The sequence below is a fragment of the Pseudaminobacter soli (ex Zhang et al. 2022) genome, assembly GCF_014595955.1.
Lineage (GTDB): Bacteria > Pseudomonadota > Alphaproteobacteria > Rhizobiales > Rhizobiaceae > Kumtagia > Kumtagia pseudosoli.
Genome location: NZ_JABVCF010000001.1, coordinates 269442 through 283615, shown reverse-complemented (window position 1 = coordinate 283615; position 14174 = coordinate 269442). Strand labels below are relative to the sequence as shown.

12 protein-coding genes and 1 tRNA gene are annotated in these 14174 nt (G+C 62.6%); 9 read left to right on the top strand and 4 right to left on the bottom strand.

The annotated features are described in order from the left end of the window. The first annotated feature begins 85 nt into the window (after positions 1 to 85). Together HUI96_RS01385 and HUI96_RS01380 are read left to right on the top strand one after the other, a co-directional pair. Positions 86 to 1222, top strand: coding sequence for an anhydro-N-acetylmuramic acid kinase (locus tag HUI96_RS01385; protein ID WP_188252835.1), 1137 nt, complete (start codon positions 86 to 88; stop codon positions 1220 to 1222). Between the two features lie 113 nt (positions 1223 to 1335). Continuing rightward, entirely contained in the window at positions 1336 to 2706 is a 1371-nt protein-coding gene (locus tag HUI96_RS01380; protein ID WP_188252834.1) for an esterase-like activity of phytase family protein, read from the top strand. Between the two features lie 94 nt (positions 2707 to 2800). Here HUI96_RS01380 and HUI96_RS01375 read toward each other — a convergent pair whose 3' ends face one another. Continuing rightward, positions 2801 to 3475 carry an alpha/beta hydrolase gene (locus tag HUI96_RS01375; protein WP_188252833.1) on the bottom strand — a complete coding sequence of 225 codons (675 nt, stop codon included), beginning with the start codon at positions 3473 to 3475 and terminating at the stop codon, positions 2801 to 2803. A 198-nt stretch (positions 3476 to 3673) separates the two neighbouring features. Between HUI96_RS01375 and HUI96_RS01370 the strand changes: the two genes are divergently transcribed. The 6 genes from HUI96_RS01370 to HUI96_RS01345 all read left to right on the top strand — a co-directional run bounded on the left by HUI96_RS01370 (position 3674) and on the right by HUI96_RS01345 (position 10507). Then, positions 3674 to 4837: a cysteine desulfurase family protein gene (locus tag HUI96_RS01370; protein WP_188252832.1), complete on the top strand. Its 1164-nt coding sequence runs from the start codon at positions 3674 to 3676 to the stop codon at positions 4835 to 4837. Between the two features lie 138 nt (positions 4838 to 4975). Beyond that, positions 4976 to 6511, top strand: coding sequence for a Fe-S cluster assembly protein SufB (sufB, locus tag HUI96_RS01365; protein ID WP_188252831.1), 1536 nt, complete (start codon positions 4976 to 4978; stop codon positions 6509 to 6511). Between the two features lie 147 nt (positions 6512 to 6658). After that, positions 6659 to 7414 (top strand): Fe-S cluster assembly ATPase SufC, encoded by a 756-nt coding sequence (sufC, locus tag HUI96_RS01360; RefSeq protein ID WP_188252830.1) that lies wholly within the window; start codon positions 6659 to 6661, stop codon positions 7412 to 7414. Positions 7415 to 7423: 9 nt separating this feature from the next. Continuing rightward, positions 7424 to 8692 (top strand): Fe-S cluster assembly protein SufD, encoded by a 1269-nt coding sequence (sufD, locus tag HUI96_RS01355; RefSeq protein WP_188252829.1) that lies wholly within the window; start codon positions 7424 to 7426, stop codon positions 8690 to 8692. A gap of 163 nt (positions 8693 to 8855) precedes the next feature. Continuing rightward, positions 8856 to 10097, top strand: coding sequence for a cysteine desulfurase (locus HUI96_RS01350; RefSeq protein WP_188252828.1), 1242 nt, complete (start codon positions 8856 to 8858; stop codon positions 10095 to 10097). Positions 10098 to 10102: 5 nt separating this feature from the next. Then, positions 10103 to 10507 carry an SUF system Fe-S cluster assembly protein gene (locus HUI96_RS01345; RefSeq protein WP_188252827.1) on the top strand — a complete coding sequence of 135 codons (405 nt, stop codon included), beginning with the start codon at positions 10103 to 10105 and terminating at the stop codon, positions 10505 to 10507. A 43-nt stretch (positions 10508 to 10550) separates the two neighbouring features. Here the strand turns inward: HUI96_RS01345 and HUI96_RS01340 are convergent, their stop codons facing one another. Both HUI96_RS01340 and lipB read right to left on the bottom strand, forming a co-directional pair. After that, positions 10551 to 11096, bottom strand: a complete 546-nt coding sequence (locus HUI96_RS01340) for a DNA-3-methyladenine glycosylase (RefSeq protein ID WP_210319989.1) — start codon at positions 11094 to 11096, stop codon at positions 10551 to 10553. Positions 11097 to 11669: 573 nt separating this feature from the next. Then, on the bottom strand, positions 11670 to 12377 hold the full coding sequence (gene lipB / locus HUI96_RS01335) for a lipoyl(octanoyl) transferase LipB (protein WP_188252825.1): 708 nt from the start codon (positions 12375 to 12377) through the stop codon (positions 11670 to 11672). A gap of 327 nt (positions 12378 to 12704) precedes the next feature. Between lipB and HUI96_RS01330 the strand changes: the two genes are divergently transcribed. Continuing rightward, positions 12705 to 12789, top strand: a tRNA-Leu gene (locus HUI96_RS01330). A 616-nt stretch (positions 12790 to 13405) separates the two neighbouring features. Here the strand turns inward: HUI96_RS01330 and HUI96_RS01325 are convergent. Next, positions 13406 to 14152, bottom strand: a complete 747-nt coding sequence (locus tag HUI96_RS01325) for a hypothetical protein (protein ID WP_188252824.1) — start codon at positions 14150 to 14152, stop codon at positions 13406 to 13408. Positions 14153 to 14174 lie beyond the last annotated feature (22 nt).

Here is a 14174-nt window from a genome sequence, read left to right as displayed (position 1 = left end):
CTTGCAGGCGAACTGCCGCGATTGGCTCGGGGTGCAGCGCGCTTTAGCATCGCGGCCCGGGGAATCACAAGGATGAGGGGACCGAATGAGCGTTCGCTGCGCGATGGGGCTGATGAGCGGCACGTCGATGGACGGCATCGACCTGGCGATTCTAAGGACCGACGGCGACGATATCGTGGAGCGCGGCCCGTCCTATTTCGTGCCGTATGACGCGGCATTTCGCAGGCGGCTGGAGTCCGGCTTGGAGGAGGCGAAGGCGATGGTTCGGCGGGACGACCGCCCCGGCGTCCTGGCCGAGCTGGAACGTGAGATCACGATCCGCCATGCCGATGCGGTCTCTGCTTTCCTCCGGGACGTTGGACCGGAATGGAGCAAACCGGACGTGATCGGCTTCCATGGCCAGACGGTGCTGCACCGCCCGGACCAGGGCCTGACGGTACAACTTGGTGACGGACCCCTGCTGGCGAAACTCACCGGCCGGCCTGTGGTCAGCGACATGCGCGCCAACGACATGGCACATGGGGGGCAGGGCGCGCCGCTGGTGCCGGCATATCACGCCGCGCTGGCGCGCTCGCTCAAGGGCCAGCATTCTGACAAGCGGCCAATCTGCTTCGTCAACATCGGCGGGATTTCGAACATCACCTATGTTCCCACGCAAGGAGAGCCGGTGGCCTTCGACAGCGGCCCTGGCAACACGCTGATCGACCAGTGGGTGGCGCGCGAAGGCGGCGTGCCGTTCGATGCGGGCGGCTCGATCGCCAGTGAGGGCGGCGTCATCGATGGCGTCGTGGACGCTTACCTCGAAGGCCCCTTCTTCCTTCGGGGCGGACCGAAATCCTTGGACCGCAACGACTTCACGCTGGATCTTGCTGAAGGACTCGAGCTGGCGGATGGCGCCCGGACGCTTGCTGCGGTCTCCGCGCGAGCGATCCTGCAATCGGCCGAGTACGTAGCGGAGCATCCGAAACTCTGGATCCTGTGCGGCGGCGGGCGTAAGAATCCGCACATCGTCGCCGACCTGCGGGATGGCGCTCAACAGAAGGGCGGCGAGGTCGTGCTTGCCGAGGACGTCGGCCTTAACGGCGACTCCATGGAAGCGGAGGCCTGGGCCTATCTCGCGGTGCGCTCGCTGCGGGGCCTGCCGCTCACCTTCCCGTCGACCACCGGGTGTCGGGAGGCGGTCACGGGTGGGGTGTTTGCGGACGCGCTTCTGACAGACTGACCGGGATGGGGGGCGGCGCACGCTGTGATCAAAGCTTCATAGAACTGTTATCCGCCCTTCACCCTCGCGTCCTAGCTCGCCCGTGTTTCGATCCTCAAAACCCGGGTAGCACCATGCGACGCTCGCTTCTATCGACAACCGCTCTCCTGATCCTCACGCTCGGCTCTGCAGCAGCCGACGAGAAGGAGTTCCCTGCCAAGCTGGCCGGCCATGCCATCCTGCCCGCCGACACGGTCATCAAGGCCCCCGAGAATGCGCCGGAGCACCTGCAGACCTCCGGCAAGTTCAGCACGCCGGACCGCAAGCGCGCCATAGAGTTGGGCTCTGTGCCCGGCAAGGACGGCGTGCGCCTCACCGGCCTGTCGCTGCCTTTTGATGGCCAGCCCGTACAGGGCTTCTCGGGCATCAAGAATGCCGGCGACGGAACGTTCTGGACGCTCTCCGATAACGGCTTCGGCAACAAGCTCAACTCGACCGACGCGGCGCTGATGGTGCATCGCGTCGGCTTCGATTGGAAGACCGGCGCAGTCGACCGGAAGCAGACCTTTTTCCTGACCGATCCTGATAGGAAGGCGCCGTTCCCGATCGTGCTGGAAGGCAGCGACACGCGCTTCCTTACCGGCGGCGACTTCGATGTCGAGTCGATCCAGCCGGTCGCCGACGGTTTTTGGATCGGCGAAGAGTTCGGTCCCTATCTCCTCAAGTTCGATCTGGACGGCCGACTGACCGACGTGATCGACACCGTCGTGGACGGCAATCCGGTAGTGTCGCCAGACCACCCGAGGCTGACGCTGCAGGCCAACCCATCGCTGCCCACTCCTGCCTTCAACGTGAAGCGATCTGGCGGCTTCGAGGGCCTTGCCCAGTCCAAGGACGGCAGCAAGCTCTACGCCTTGCTGGAAGGGGCGCTGTTCACGCCGGATGGCACCATGGAGCGGGCCGAAGGACAGCAGGAAGGCGACCGGGCACTGCGCGTCATCGAGTTCGACGTCGCCAAGAAGGTCTGGACCGGACGGACCTGGTTCTATCCTCTATCGGCGGGCGGCGACGCTATCGGCGATTTCAACATGATCGATGAGACGACTGCCCTCGTCATCGAGCGGGATCAGGGCGCCGGCACGGCCGACAAGGCCTGTGCGGACCCAAAGAACCCACAGCCCGACTGCTTCGACCAGCCTGCGAAGTTCAAGCGCATCTACAAAATCGAAATGAACGACGCCAATGCCGGCGGCGCGGCCCGCAAGATCGGCTATATCGACCTCTTGAAGATCGCCGACCCCGACAACAAGAAGCGCCAGGGTGGCGGCGAGGGCTTCTACGATATGCCGTTCGTGACCATCGAGAACGTGGATCTGGTCGACGCCACGCACATCGTGGTGGGTAACGACAACAATCTGCCCTTCTCAGCCGGTCGCGCGCTCGAAAAGGCCGACGACAACGAGTTCGTTCTGCTCGAAGTGGGCGAGTTCCTGAACGCGAAGTGACAAGCTCCTCCCAAGCTTGCAAAAAGCCCCGGTCGGTACCGACCGGGGCTTTTTGAGGTGCGTCCTTCGAGACCCACTCGGTTGATGGATAGTCTTACCGCAGCCGCTTTGGCTTCGGATCGGCAAGCTGGCCGGCGAGGCGCTTGTCGAGATAGTCGGCGCACTCGTCGATCAAGAGCTGCGGATCGTTCGAGAAGAAGTGATTGGCGCCCGGAATCGTCTTCTGCGTGATGGTGATGCCCTTCTGGGTATGCAGCTTGTCCACCAGCGTCTGGACGTCCTTGGCGGGCGCGACCTTGTCCGCATCGCCGTGGATGATCAGGCCGGACGAGGGGCAGGGCGCCAGGAAGGAGAAGTCGTAGGTGTTGGGCTGCGGCGCGACCGAGATGAAGCCCTCGATCTCGGGACGACGCATCAGGAGCTGCATGCCGATCCAGGCGCCAAACGAGTATCCGGCAACCCAGCAGCTCTTCGAATCCGGGTGAAGCGACTGGATCCAGTCGAGCGCGGCCGCTGCATCCGAAAGCTCGCCCATGCCGTGGTCGAACTCGCCCTGGCTGCGGCCGATGCTGCGGAAATTGAACCGCAGCGTCGTGAAATTGCGCTTCTGGAAGATGTAGAACAGGTCGTAGACGATCTTGTTGTTCATCGTCCCGCCGAACTGCGGGTGCGGATGCAGGATGATCGCGATCGGCGCATTTTTTTCGGTCGACGGCTGATAGCGTCCCTCGAGACGGCCCGCGGGACCGGCAAAGATGACTTCAGGCATTCCTGACTCCACAAATTCCAACGCTGCTGCGCATTCAGTCGTCCGGCTTCGACTTGACGAGACGGACGCGCCTACCTAAAGCTAGTTTAGAACGTTTCAAAACTGATGCGCGAGCTTTTGCGCGTACATAGGGCGTATGGCCTCGCAAATTCAAGGAAATTGCGACGTCCGCGCCGGGCTCATTCGATCAGAAGGAAAATGGCTGAGCGACGCGTCTATCTCGATTACAACGCCACCGCGCCTCTGCTCCCCGAGGCGCGGCAGGCGGCGCTCGCGGCGTTGGACCTGGTCGGCAACCCGTCCTCCGTGCATGCGGAAGGCCGGGCCGCGCGGCGGATCATCGAGACGGCGCGAGCAGACGTGGCAGCTCTCGTGGGCGGCTCGCCCGAGAACGTCGTCTTCACGTCCGGCGCAACCGAAGCGTCAACCACTCTGCTCACCCCGGATTGGCGGCTCGGCCGCGCGCCGCTCAGGCTCTCGCATCTCTATGTCTGCACTGCCGACCATCCCTGCCTGCTGTCCGGAGGCCGATTCCCGGCCGAGCGGATCACTCCCATCGGCGTCGATTCGAATGGGCTGCTGCGGCTGGACGAACTGAAGGCCGCACTGCAGGCGCACGATGCTGCCGAGGGCCTGCCGCTGGTTGCGGTCCATCTCGCAAACAATGAGAGCGGGGTGATCCAGCCGGCTGGCGAGATTGCGGAGGTGGTGAAGGCAGCAGGCGGGGTGCTCGTCCTCGACGCGGTGCAGGCTGCAGGAAGGATTTCCCTCGACCTGACGGATGGTTGCGGAGATTTCCTGATCCTGTCCGCGCACAAGATCGGCGGCCCGAAAGGCGTAGGTGCGTTCGTCGGACGCTCCAATCTGATGATGCCGAATCCGCTTGTAGCGGGTGGTGGCCAGGAAAAGGGATTCCGGGCCGGGACCGAGAATCTGCCCGGTATCGCCGGTTTCGGCGCGGCCGCCAAACGAGCGCGGAGCGCGCTGGACCACGTGGGTTCGTTGCGCTCTCTACGCGACCGGATCGTGGGTTCGGTCCTGCGGCTCGCGCCGGATGCGGAAATCTTCGGACGGAGCGTTGACCGGATCGCCAATACCGTGTTCTTCGCGGTGCCCGGCGTGAAGGCCGAAACTGCACAGATCGCCTTCGATCTGGCCGGGATTTCCCTTTCCGCCGGTTCGGCCTGCTCCTCGGGGAAGGTCGGTCCGAGCCATGTTCTCAAGGCAATGGGCGTCACGCAACCGGAAGGAGGCTTGCGCGTCTCGATCGGCGAGGGGACGAGTGAGGAGGACATCGCTCGCTTTGAGGCTGTGCTGGAGCAGATCGTGTCGCGAAGGAACAAGACCCAGCAAGCCGCTTAAGGTGTTGCCGGATCGTGCACCGCGACCGAATGGCCCGTGAAATCTTGTCACGGGCACACTATATCCGAGGCACGCCGCGCGGCGGTGCCATAGTTTGAAAACGGCCGGGCCTTGAACCCGGCATGGATGGAGAACGCGATGCCTGCTGTGCAGGAGACGATTGAGCAGGTCCGTAGGATCGACGTCGATCAATACAAGTACGGTTTCGAGACGGTCATCGAGGTGGACAAGGCCCCAAAGGGCCTCTCGGAAGATACGATCCGCCTGATCTCTGCCAAGAAGGACGAGCCCGAGTGGATGCTCGAGTGGCGGCTGCAAGCCTATCGGCGCTGGCTGACCCTCGAGGAGCCAACCTGGGCACGCGTGGAATATCCGAAGATCGATTTCCAGGACATCCACTACTACGCGGCTCCGAAGAATCACGCGGGCCCGAAGTCGCTCGACGAGGTCGATCCGGAACTGCTCAGGGTCTATGAGAAGCTCGGCATCCCGCTGAAGGAGCAGGAGATCCTGGCTGGCGTGAAGAAGCCGGGCCATGAGACCGAGGCGGACGGCGTGCTTTCCGATCTGGCCAATGACAACGTCTATAAGTCGGGCCGGGTGGCCGTCGATGCGGTGTTCGATTCCGTCTCGGTCGTCACCACCTTCAAGGATGAGCTCGCAAAGGCCGGCGTAATCTTCTGCTCGATCTCCGAGGCGATCCGCGAGCATCCGGAACTGGTGCGAAAGTATCTCGGCTCGGTCGTTCCGATCACCGACAACTTCTATGCGACGCTGAACTCCGCGGTATTCACCGACGGCTCTTTCGTGTTCGTGCCGAAGGGGGTGCGCTGCCCTATGGAGTTGTCGACCTACTTCCGTATCAACGAGAAGGACACCGGCCAGTTCGAGCGCACGCTGATCATCGCAGAGGAGGGGTCTTACGTCTCCTATCTGGAAGGCTGCACCGCGCCTCAGCGTGACGAGAACCAACTGCACGCCGCCGTGGTCGAACTGATCGCGCTGGACGATGCCGAGATCAAGTACTCGACGGTCCAGAACTGGTATCCGGGCGACGCCCAGGGCAAGGGCGGCATCTACAACTTCGTGACCAAGCGTGGTGACTGCCGCGGCGACCGCTCGAAGATTTCCTGGACGCAGGTCGAGACCGGCTCGGCGATCACCTGGAAGTATCCGTCCTGCATCCTGCGCGGCGACGATTCCCGCGGTGAGTTCTATTCGATCGCCGTCTCCAACGGCTATCAGCAGGTCGACAGCGGCACCAAGATGATCCACCTCGGCAAGAACACGTCGAGCCGCATCATCTCCAAGGGCATTGCGGCGGGCTTTTCGCAGAACACCTATCGCGGCCAGGTCTCAGCGCACCGTAAGGCGACGAACGCGCGCAACTTCACAAACTGCGACTCGCTGCTGATCGGCAATAACTGCGGCGCACACACCGTCCCCTACATGGAGGCGAAGAACGCCACGGCGCAGTTCGAGCACGAGGCGACCACGTCAAAGATTTCCGAGGACCAGAAGTTCTACGTGATGCAGCGCGGCATCCCCGAGGAAGAGGCGGTGGCGTTGATCGTCAATGGCTTCGTCAAGGACGTCATCCAGGAACTGCCGATGGAGTTCGCCGTCGAGGCCCAGAAGCTGATCGGCATCAGCCTCGAGGGGAGCGTGGGATAATTTTTGAGACCTCGCGCGAAACGCTGGACCATGTGCTGGCGATCCGACGGGACCTCGATCGAATGAAGTTGAGCCTGCAGGCCACAAGACGACACGTGCGTGAGACGCTGAGGATGCTAGCGGAGCACGCAGGTAAAAGGGAAGACAATGCTTGAAATCAAGAACCTCCACGCCCGCATCGCCGATACCGGCGTCGAGATCATTCGCGGGCTGAACCTTACGGTGAAGGCCGGCGAGGTTGCGGCGATCATGGGGCCGAACGGCTCCGGCAAGTCGACGCTGTCCTACATCCTTGCGGGCCGCGAGGACTACGAGGTCACAGAAGGCGATGTTCTCTACAACGGGGAGTCCGTCCTCGAGATGGATCCGGCAGAGCGCGCCGCCGCCGGCATCTTCCTCGCCTTCCAGTATCCGCTGGAGATACCGGGCGTCGCCACCATGGAGTTCCTGAAGGTGGCGCTCAACGCCCAGCGCAAGGCGCGCGGCGAGGAACCGCTGAAGGTTCCGGAACTGCTGAAGCGCGTGAAGGAGGCCGCCGGCTCGCTCGATATCGAGATGGGGATGCTGAAGCGGCCGCTCAACGTCGGCTTCTCCGGTGGCGAGAAGAAGCGCGCCGAGATCCTGCAGATGAAGCTCCTTCAGCCGAAGCTCTGCGTGCTCGACGAGACCGATTCGGGTCTCGACATCGACGCGCTCAAGATCGTGGCGGAAGGCGTCAACGCGCTGCGCTCGCCTGACCGAGCCATGGTCGTGATCACCCACTATCAGCGCCTGCTCGAATACATCGTGCCGGACACCGTGCACGTCCTCTACAGGGGCCAGGTGGTGCGCTCGGGCGACAAGACGCTGGCGAGCGAACTCGAGGCCAACGGCTATGCCGCGATCGTCGAAGAGGCCGCATAGGTGACGGCCATGAACATGCACGCAACAATCCTTCGAACGCCGGCGGAAGCCGCCCTCATCGAGGCTTTCGCCGAGCGCTGCTCGGACCTTCCCGGAAACGAGTCAGTGGTTATCCGGCGCGACGAGGCCATGGAGGTCCTGAAGCAGGGCCTTCCCACCCGGCGGGTTGAGTCATGGCATTACACCGACATGCGCCGGCTGCTGTCCTCGGTTCCGACCTACGATGCCCATGGGCATGCTGAGGTCCTTGCACCCGTACTTGATGGTTCCGTCGTGCTGCCGATGCTGGTCGGGGCTGCTTCCGGCGCTGCACCTGCGCTGGAGGGCGTTACCTTTCGCCCCGTCCGCGATAAGCTTGCCGATGGCAGCCTTGCGCAGGCGCTTGTTCCGCAGGGCGACGACGATGCGATCGGCGCGCTGAACGCCGCCTTCGTGCGCGATGGCTGGTTCGTCGATATTGCTGACGGCGTCATGGTCGAGCGGCCGATCGAACTGCAGAACGTGCAGGGCGGAGGCCAGGCGCATGTCCGCTTGCCCGTGCGGGTCGGCAACGGCGTGAAGGCCACCATCGTGGAGCGGCAGACAGGCGCCGGCGCCGGGTTCGTCACCTCCGTCGCTAATCTGGTGGTCGGCGACGACAGCGACGTTCTTTACGTGATCGTGCAGGAGCAGCCGGAGACGGCCACTCATCTTGGCCAGTTCAATGCCTGGATCGGCAAGAACGCGAAGCTCACGCTCTTCGTCATGAACGCCGGCGGCAAGCTGGTGCGACAGGAAGTGCGCGTTGTGGCGAAGGGGGAGGGCTCTGATTTCCAACTCCGTGGCGTCAACCTGCTCGCCGGCGACACCCACACGGACCTGACCATGGTTCTTGACCACACGGTGCCGCATACCGGTTCGCGCGAACTCGTCCGCAACGTCGTGACGGGCAAGGCGCGGGGCGTGTTCCAGGGGCGCATCAACGTTCACCAGATCGCGCAGAAGACCGACGCGAAGATGGCGTGCAATACTCTGCTTCTGTCGGATGACGCCGAGTTCTCTACCAAGCCGGAGTTGGAGATCTTCGCTGACGACGTAGCCTGCGGCCATGGTGCGACGGTGACCGAGATCGACCGCAACCATCTGTTTTATTTGATGGCACGCGGCATCGACGAGAAGACCGCGCGAGGCCTGCTGGTGGAGGCGTTCGTGGCGTCGGTGATCGAGGAACTCGAAGATGAGACGATCGTAGAGGCGCTGGAGGCAAGGCTTCACCAGTGGTTCGCCGAGCACGGGTAGCTAGTATGATGATGCGGCCTCCGGGCCTCCCGCCACGTTGACGCCCTCTTCCCTCACTCTCGCAGGGAAAGGGGGTAACGGTGTCAGGCCGGCGCCAACCTCCCTCTCCTGAGGAGCGAGCGCAGGAAGCTTCGAGGACGCACTTTAGATACGGATGTCCGCCATGGACCAGAAGGTCGAATACAAGCCCTACGACGTCGAGGCGATCCGTCGCGACTTCCCGATCCTGTCGCGGCAGGTGTACGGCAAGCCGCTCGTCTATCTCGACAACGGCGCCTCCGCCCAGAAGCCGAAAATTGTGCTGGATACGATCCAGCACGCCTATGCCCAGGAATATGCCAACGTACACCGCGGGCTGCACTTCCTCTCTAACGCCGCGACCGATGCCTATGAAAAGTCGCGCGAATCGGTGCGCCGGTTCCTGAACGCCGGCTCCATCGACGAGATCATCTTCACCTCGAACACGACATCCGCGATCAATCTCGTCGCGCATTCCTGGGGCATGCCGAACATTGGCGAGGGCGACGAGATCGTGCTCTCGATCATGGAGCACCATTCCAACATCGTACCTTGGCATTTCATCCGCGAGCGCCAAGGCGCCAAACTCGTCTGGGTGCCGGTCGACGATCTTGGCGAACTGCACCTCGACGACTTCGAGAAGAGCCTGACCAGCCGCACGAAGCTGGTGGCGATCACGCATATGTCCAACGCGCTCGGGACCATAACCCCGATCAAGGAGATCGTACGCATCGCCCATTCGCGCGGCATTCCGGTCCTGGTCGACGGCAGCCAGGCGGCCGTCCATATGCATGTCGACGTGCGCGACCTCGACTGCGATTTCTACGTTTTCACCGGTCATAAGGTTTACGGTCCGACCGGCATCGGCGTCCTCTATGGCAAGCGCGAGATGCTGCAGACCATGCGCCCGTTCCACGGCGGCGGAGAGATGATCCTCGACGTCACCGAAGACGAGGTGACCTACAACGACCCGCCGCACCGATTCGAGGCGGGCACCCCGCCGATCGTGCAGGCGATCGGCCTGGGCGCGGCGCTCGACTACATGGATTCGATCGGCCGCGACCGCATCGCCGCCCATGAAGCCGAACTGAAGGCCTATGCGCACGAGCGGCTGCGCTCCATCAACTCGCTTCGCATCTTCGGCGATGCGCCGCAGAAGGGGGCTCTCGTCTCGTTCGAACTGCAGGGCATTCACGCGCACGACGTCGCCATGGTCATCGACCGGCAAGGTGTCGCGGTCAGGGCCGGAACGCATTGCGCCCAGCCGCTGCTGAAGCGTTTTGGCGTGACGTCTACATGCAGGGCCTCGTTCGCGATGTACAATACGCGCGAAGAGGTCGACATACTGGTCGAGGCGCTCGAGAAGGCGCGCAAGTTTTTCGGGTGACGCGAATGAGTGAGGATCACAGCCTCGAGAAGGCAGGCGGCACAGCAGCCGAGGCATCGGGGGCAGTTTCAGCCGCGCCTGCGTCCGCCATCCCCGCGGACGAACTCGCCCGCATCACCGATGACATCATCGCGGCGCTGAAGACCGTCTATGACCCCGAGATCCCCGCCGACATCTACGAACTCGGCTTGATCTATCGCATCGACATCGAGGACGACCGCTCGGTGAAGATCGACATGACGCTGACGGCGCCCGGCTGCCCGGTGGCAGGCGAAATGCCGGGCTGGGTCGAGAATGCCGTCGGTGCGGTGGAAGGAGTCTCGGGCGTCGAGGTGAGCATGGTGTTCGATCCGCCGTGGACCCCGGACCGCATGTCGGAAGAGGCGCAGGTCGCGGTCGGCTGGTACTGACCGCTTCTCGTCGGTGGCCAGGAGCCCCGTCGGAAAAGCCTCGTTACATCCTGCCGCTGAGATAGGGCGAGCCGGCGAGCCCGAACCGCCAGGGTTTCTCCACCGCGCGCGTGATCCCAATGCGCAGGCCGGTCGCAACCGGGAGGGCTTCTTCCGCGATCCGGAACTCGAACGGCGATTCCGTGAACGACATGTCGTTCACGGATCCGTCGATGCCAAGCGCCTGGCTCAGGCGCCCCGGCCCGGAGCAGAGCAGCCGGTCATCATCCACCCCGCGGCGCTCCCGCATCTCCGAAAGCCCCCATCTCGGCTCGATGGCGCGTATCAAGACGGCGCTTCCCGGCAGGCAGACGACATTCAGGCACCAATGAATGCCGTAGGACCGATAGACATAGGCTCTGCCGGCGCGCCCGAACATGGCGCGATTGCGCGGCGTCTCGCCCCTGTAGCTGTGAGAGGCTGGATCGTTGGGCTCATAGGCCTCCGTCTCGACCAGGATGCCACCGGCCCCGTTTACCTTGAGCTGGCAGCCGATGAGGTCCCGCGCCACCGCGACCGCGGGGCGCTCAAAAAACGCTGATAACGTCATCACAATCCAAAAGCTTGCAGCGCTGACCTATCAGTTCTCGATGACGCGCGGAACAGGATGTGCGGGGGGGGGGCGGGGTTTCGCAGAAACGATCAAGAGGACCGGATCATGCAGGACAAAACCGCGACGCCTATTCCTGATGCCGGTCATCGACTCCTATCGATGGGCAGGACTGGGAGGGACTGAAGGACGTGGAGTTTGATTCCCTATACCAGAACGGCGAGAAACGTCCGAAGCCGGCCGGCGACAAGCGCAGCCCGAAGGCTCTGTCGAGCCGGACGAAGCGCAAGCGACGCAGCCCGCAACACGGCAGTGATCGAACGAACCGAGCGCATGCGCGCTACCCGGCCTATGCGCGGGTGCGACCTTTAGCTTTCCCTAACCATTTGCCCGGCCGGCAACGTCAGCGGCGTCGCCAGGGTTGACTTTGATTCAAATGAGAACAAAATAGGAACAAACGCGATGGAGGGAAAAGATGACCCATTTCATTCAGGACGTGCTGTCGCTCGTTTCCATGAGCACCTTTTTGATCACGCTGGCGCTCTGGATCGGCGCTCTCTGATGGCGGCGGAGCTAGGCGACCGGCCCGAATACCTTCTCGAACGACGCCTTTAGGGCGACGTCGAAGTCGGACATCGTCACTGGCAGGCCGAGGTCCACGAGGCTGGTCACGCCATGCCCGCTTATGCCGCAGGGCACGATGCCGGAGAAATGCGACAGGTCCGGCTCGACATTCACCGCGATGCCGTGAAAGCTCACCCAGCGGCGCAGCCGTATGCCGATTGCGGCGATCTTGTCTTCCGCCGGAGCCCCGTTCGGCTGTGGCGGGCGGCCGGGACGGACTACCCAGACGCCGACCCGATCCTCGCGCCTCTCGCCTCGGATGTTGAACGAGGCGAGGGCGGCAATGATCCAATCCTCAAGCGCGGCGACGAAGGCCCGCACGTCCTCGCGCCGCCGTTTCAGATCGAGCATGACATAGGCTACGCGCTGACCGGGCCCGTGATAGGTGTACTCGCCGCCGCGGCCGGCATCGAAGACGGGGAATCGGTCGGGCTCGACGAGATCCTCGCGCCGCGCGCTGGTGCCGGCGGTGTAGAGCGGAGGATGCTCGACCAGCCAGACGAGTTCGTCGGCGCTGCCGTCGCGAATCGCGGCGGCCCTCAGTTCCATGAACTCGAGCGCCTGATCATAGGGCGTCAGTCCTGGCTCGACCCGCCACGTGACAGGGGCAGAGCCCGGGGCGGGCAGGAAGGATCGTGCTGTTTCGCTACGCTGCATGAGAACTCCGGTCAGATCTCATATGGATGCGTCGGAGTAGGACGTCCAGCAAACGAATCGCAGGCCGCCGCCGGTTGCGCGAAGAGTGCAGCGTGGGCGAGCAGGCAGCACAAGCTGGCAGAGCCCCCGAACGGCTTCACCGCGGTGCGACATGGCCGACGTGACGCATTTCTTTAGCGGAGCATTATGGGCTGCCTATCCGGCTCCTGTGCGCACCTTCCCATGCGGTATCTCGCTTCCGTGGGAATTCCCCTTCGCCGCCCTTGTTTCCCGGAAACCGATTTGCTAAATCGCGCTGGCCGGCTTGGACCGGCCCTTTCGTGACGTGCGGTCGTGGCGGAATTGGTAGACGCGCAGCGTTGAGGTCGCTGTGGGGCAACCCGTGGAAGTTCGAGTCTTCTCGACCGCACCATCTGAAAGTCGACTAGCCTTTCCAGCATGATTCGTAATTTTTAGCGCCTATCCCTGAAGCAGGGGAGGGCTCTCCAGTGCGCGCGCGTTTGCGTCGGCAACGGCTGAACCGATGGTCGCAAGGATCTCGCCCGAATTCATGACGATTTCTTTTGCCGTCTCGCGGATCGTTTCAGCGCTCTTGTTGCCGCACTATTATCCGACGCTATCGGGGGTCTATTAAAGATGTCGAGTGTCGCGCCAACTGCTTTCGACTCGATGGCGCAGTCGAAGATGGCGAGTTGGTCGAACCACCATGTTCGAGGATATTTCCCCATGGGAAAGCGGCTCAGGATATAGCTCTCCAGCAGGCGTAAGAACCGAGAGCCGGCTGCGGTGTCCGCGATGACGGTGCCACTGCCTCGTAGCATCCGCCAAGGTACATGGGAGGCGGGTCCCAGGTGCGAATTGAAGGTGAGGTCCGCCTGCGAGGCAGTCCTTTCTATGAAGGCTGCGTCAAATCGATAAGAACCGTCGATGTCTCCGATCAAGAGCGGGGTTCGGTATGTCTCCTGAATGATCCGTGCACGAGCGAACCGGAGGAGCGTATACCACGTCACGTCGGTCTTGTTGGTCCACTAGATGGATTCGGTGCTCAGTCCGGCAAATCCAGGCACGATGGTATCCACATCGTGTTCTGGATTGATGACATGGAAGTGGATGCCAACGCCTTTGCCGTCGACGCTCTCTACCATCCGAGGGGCGAAGTTACGCAGGTACACCATGTCAGCCCCTATCAGAATCGTAACGGGGAAGTCATGGCGTCGGTGCATGGCGAAGGAGGCATGCTCCGAACTCGGGGGAGGGGTTTCGCTCTTGTGGGCTTCGACAGAGTAAGCGCCGAGGTACATTCGTTGCAGGGGTCGATCTTGCCGATCGGCAAGCTCGGCTGCGTATTTGAAGGCTTTCCGTGCGAGTTCTAGATCGCCTCGTAGGAAATGTACGGAGCCGTCCATCATCCAGAGGTGAGGCATCTGGCCGTACATCTCCAGATTGCGTTCGCGGATGTCTAGTAGCGGAGTCTCCAGACGTTGCGGGTCGTAGGCAAGCAGACGCGGAATACCATAGACTGTGCGCCCTCGCTCTCCCTGCCACGATGACTCCCTGGCAGTGACGTACTCCAGCGCAAGAGCCTGGAGATAATGTATGAGATAGAGGTTAGAATGCCTTCGAAAGAGTGTCTCCAGTAGCCATTCGGCGGTAGCATCCTGTTGCACCGCGAACATCCTGGCTAATTCGGCGTAAACGGAATCCACTGTCTGGAAATCAGTCTCTGATTGCTCGAGAAGACACCTGATCGAGGCAAGTGGACTTTCGGCCTTCATCTGAACTCCAATGAGTCTAAAG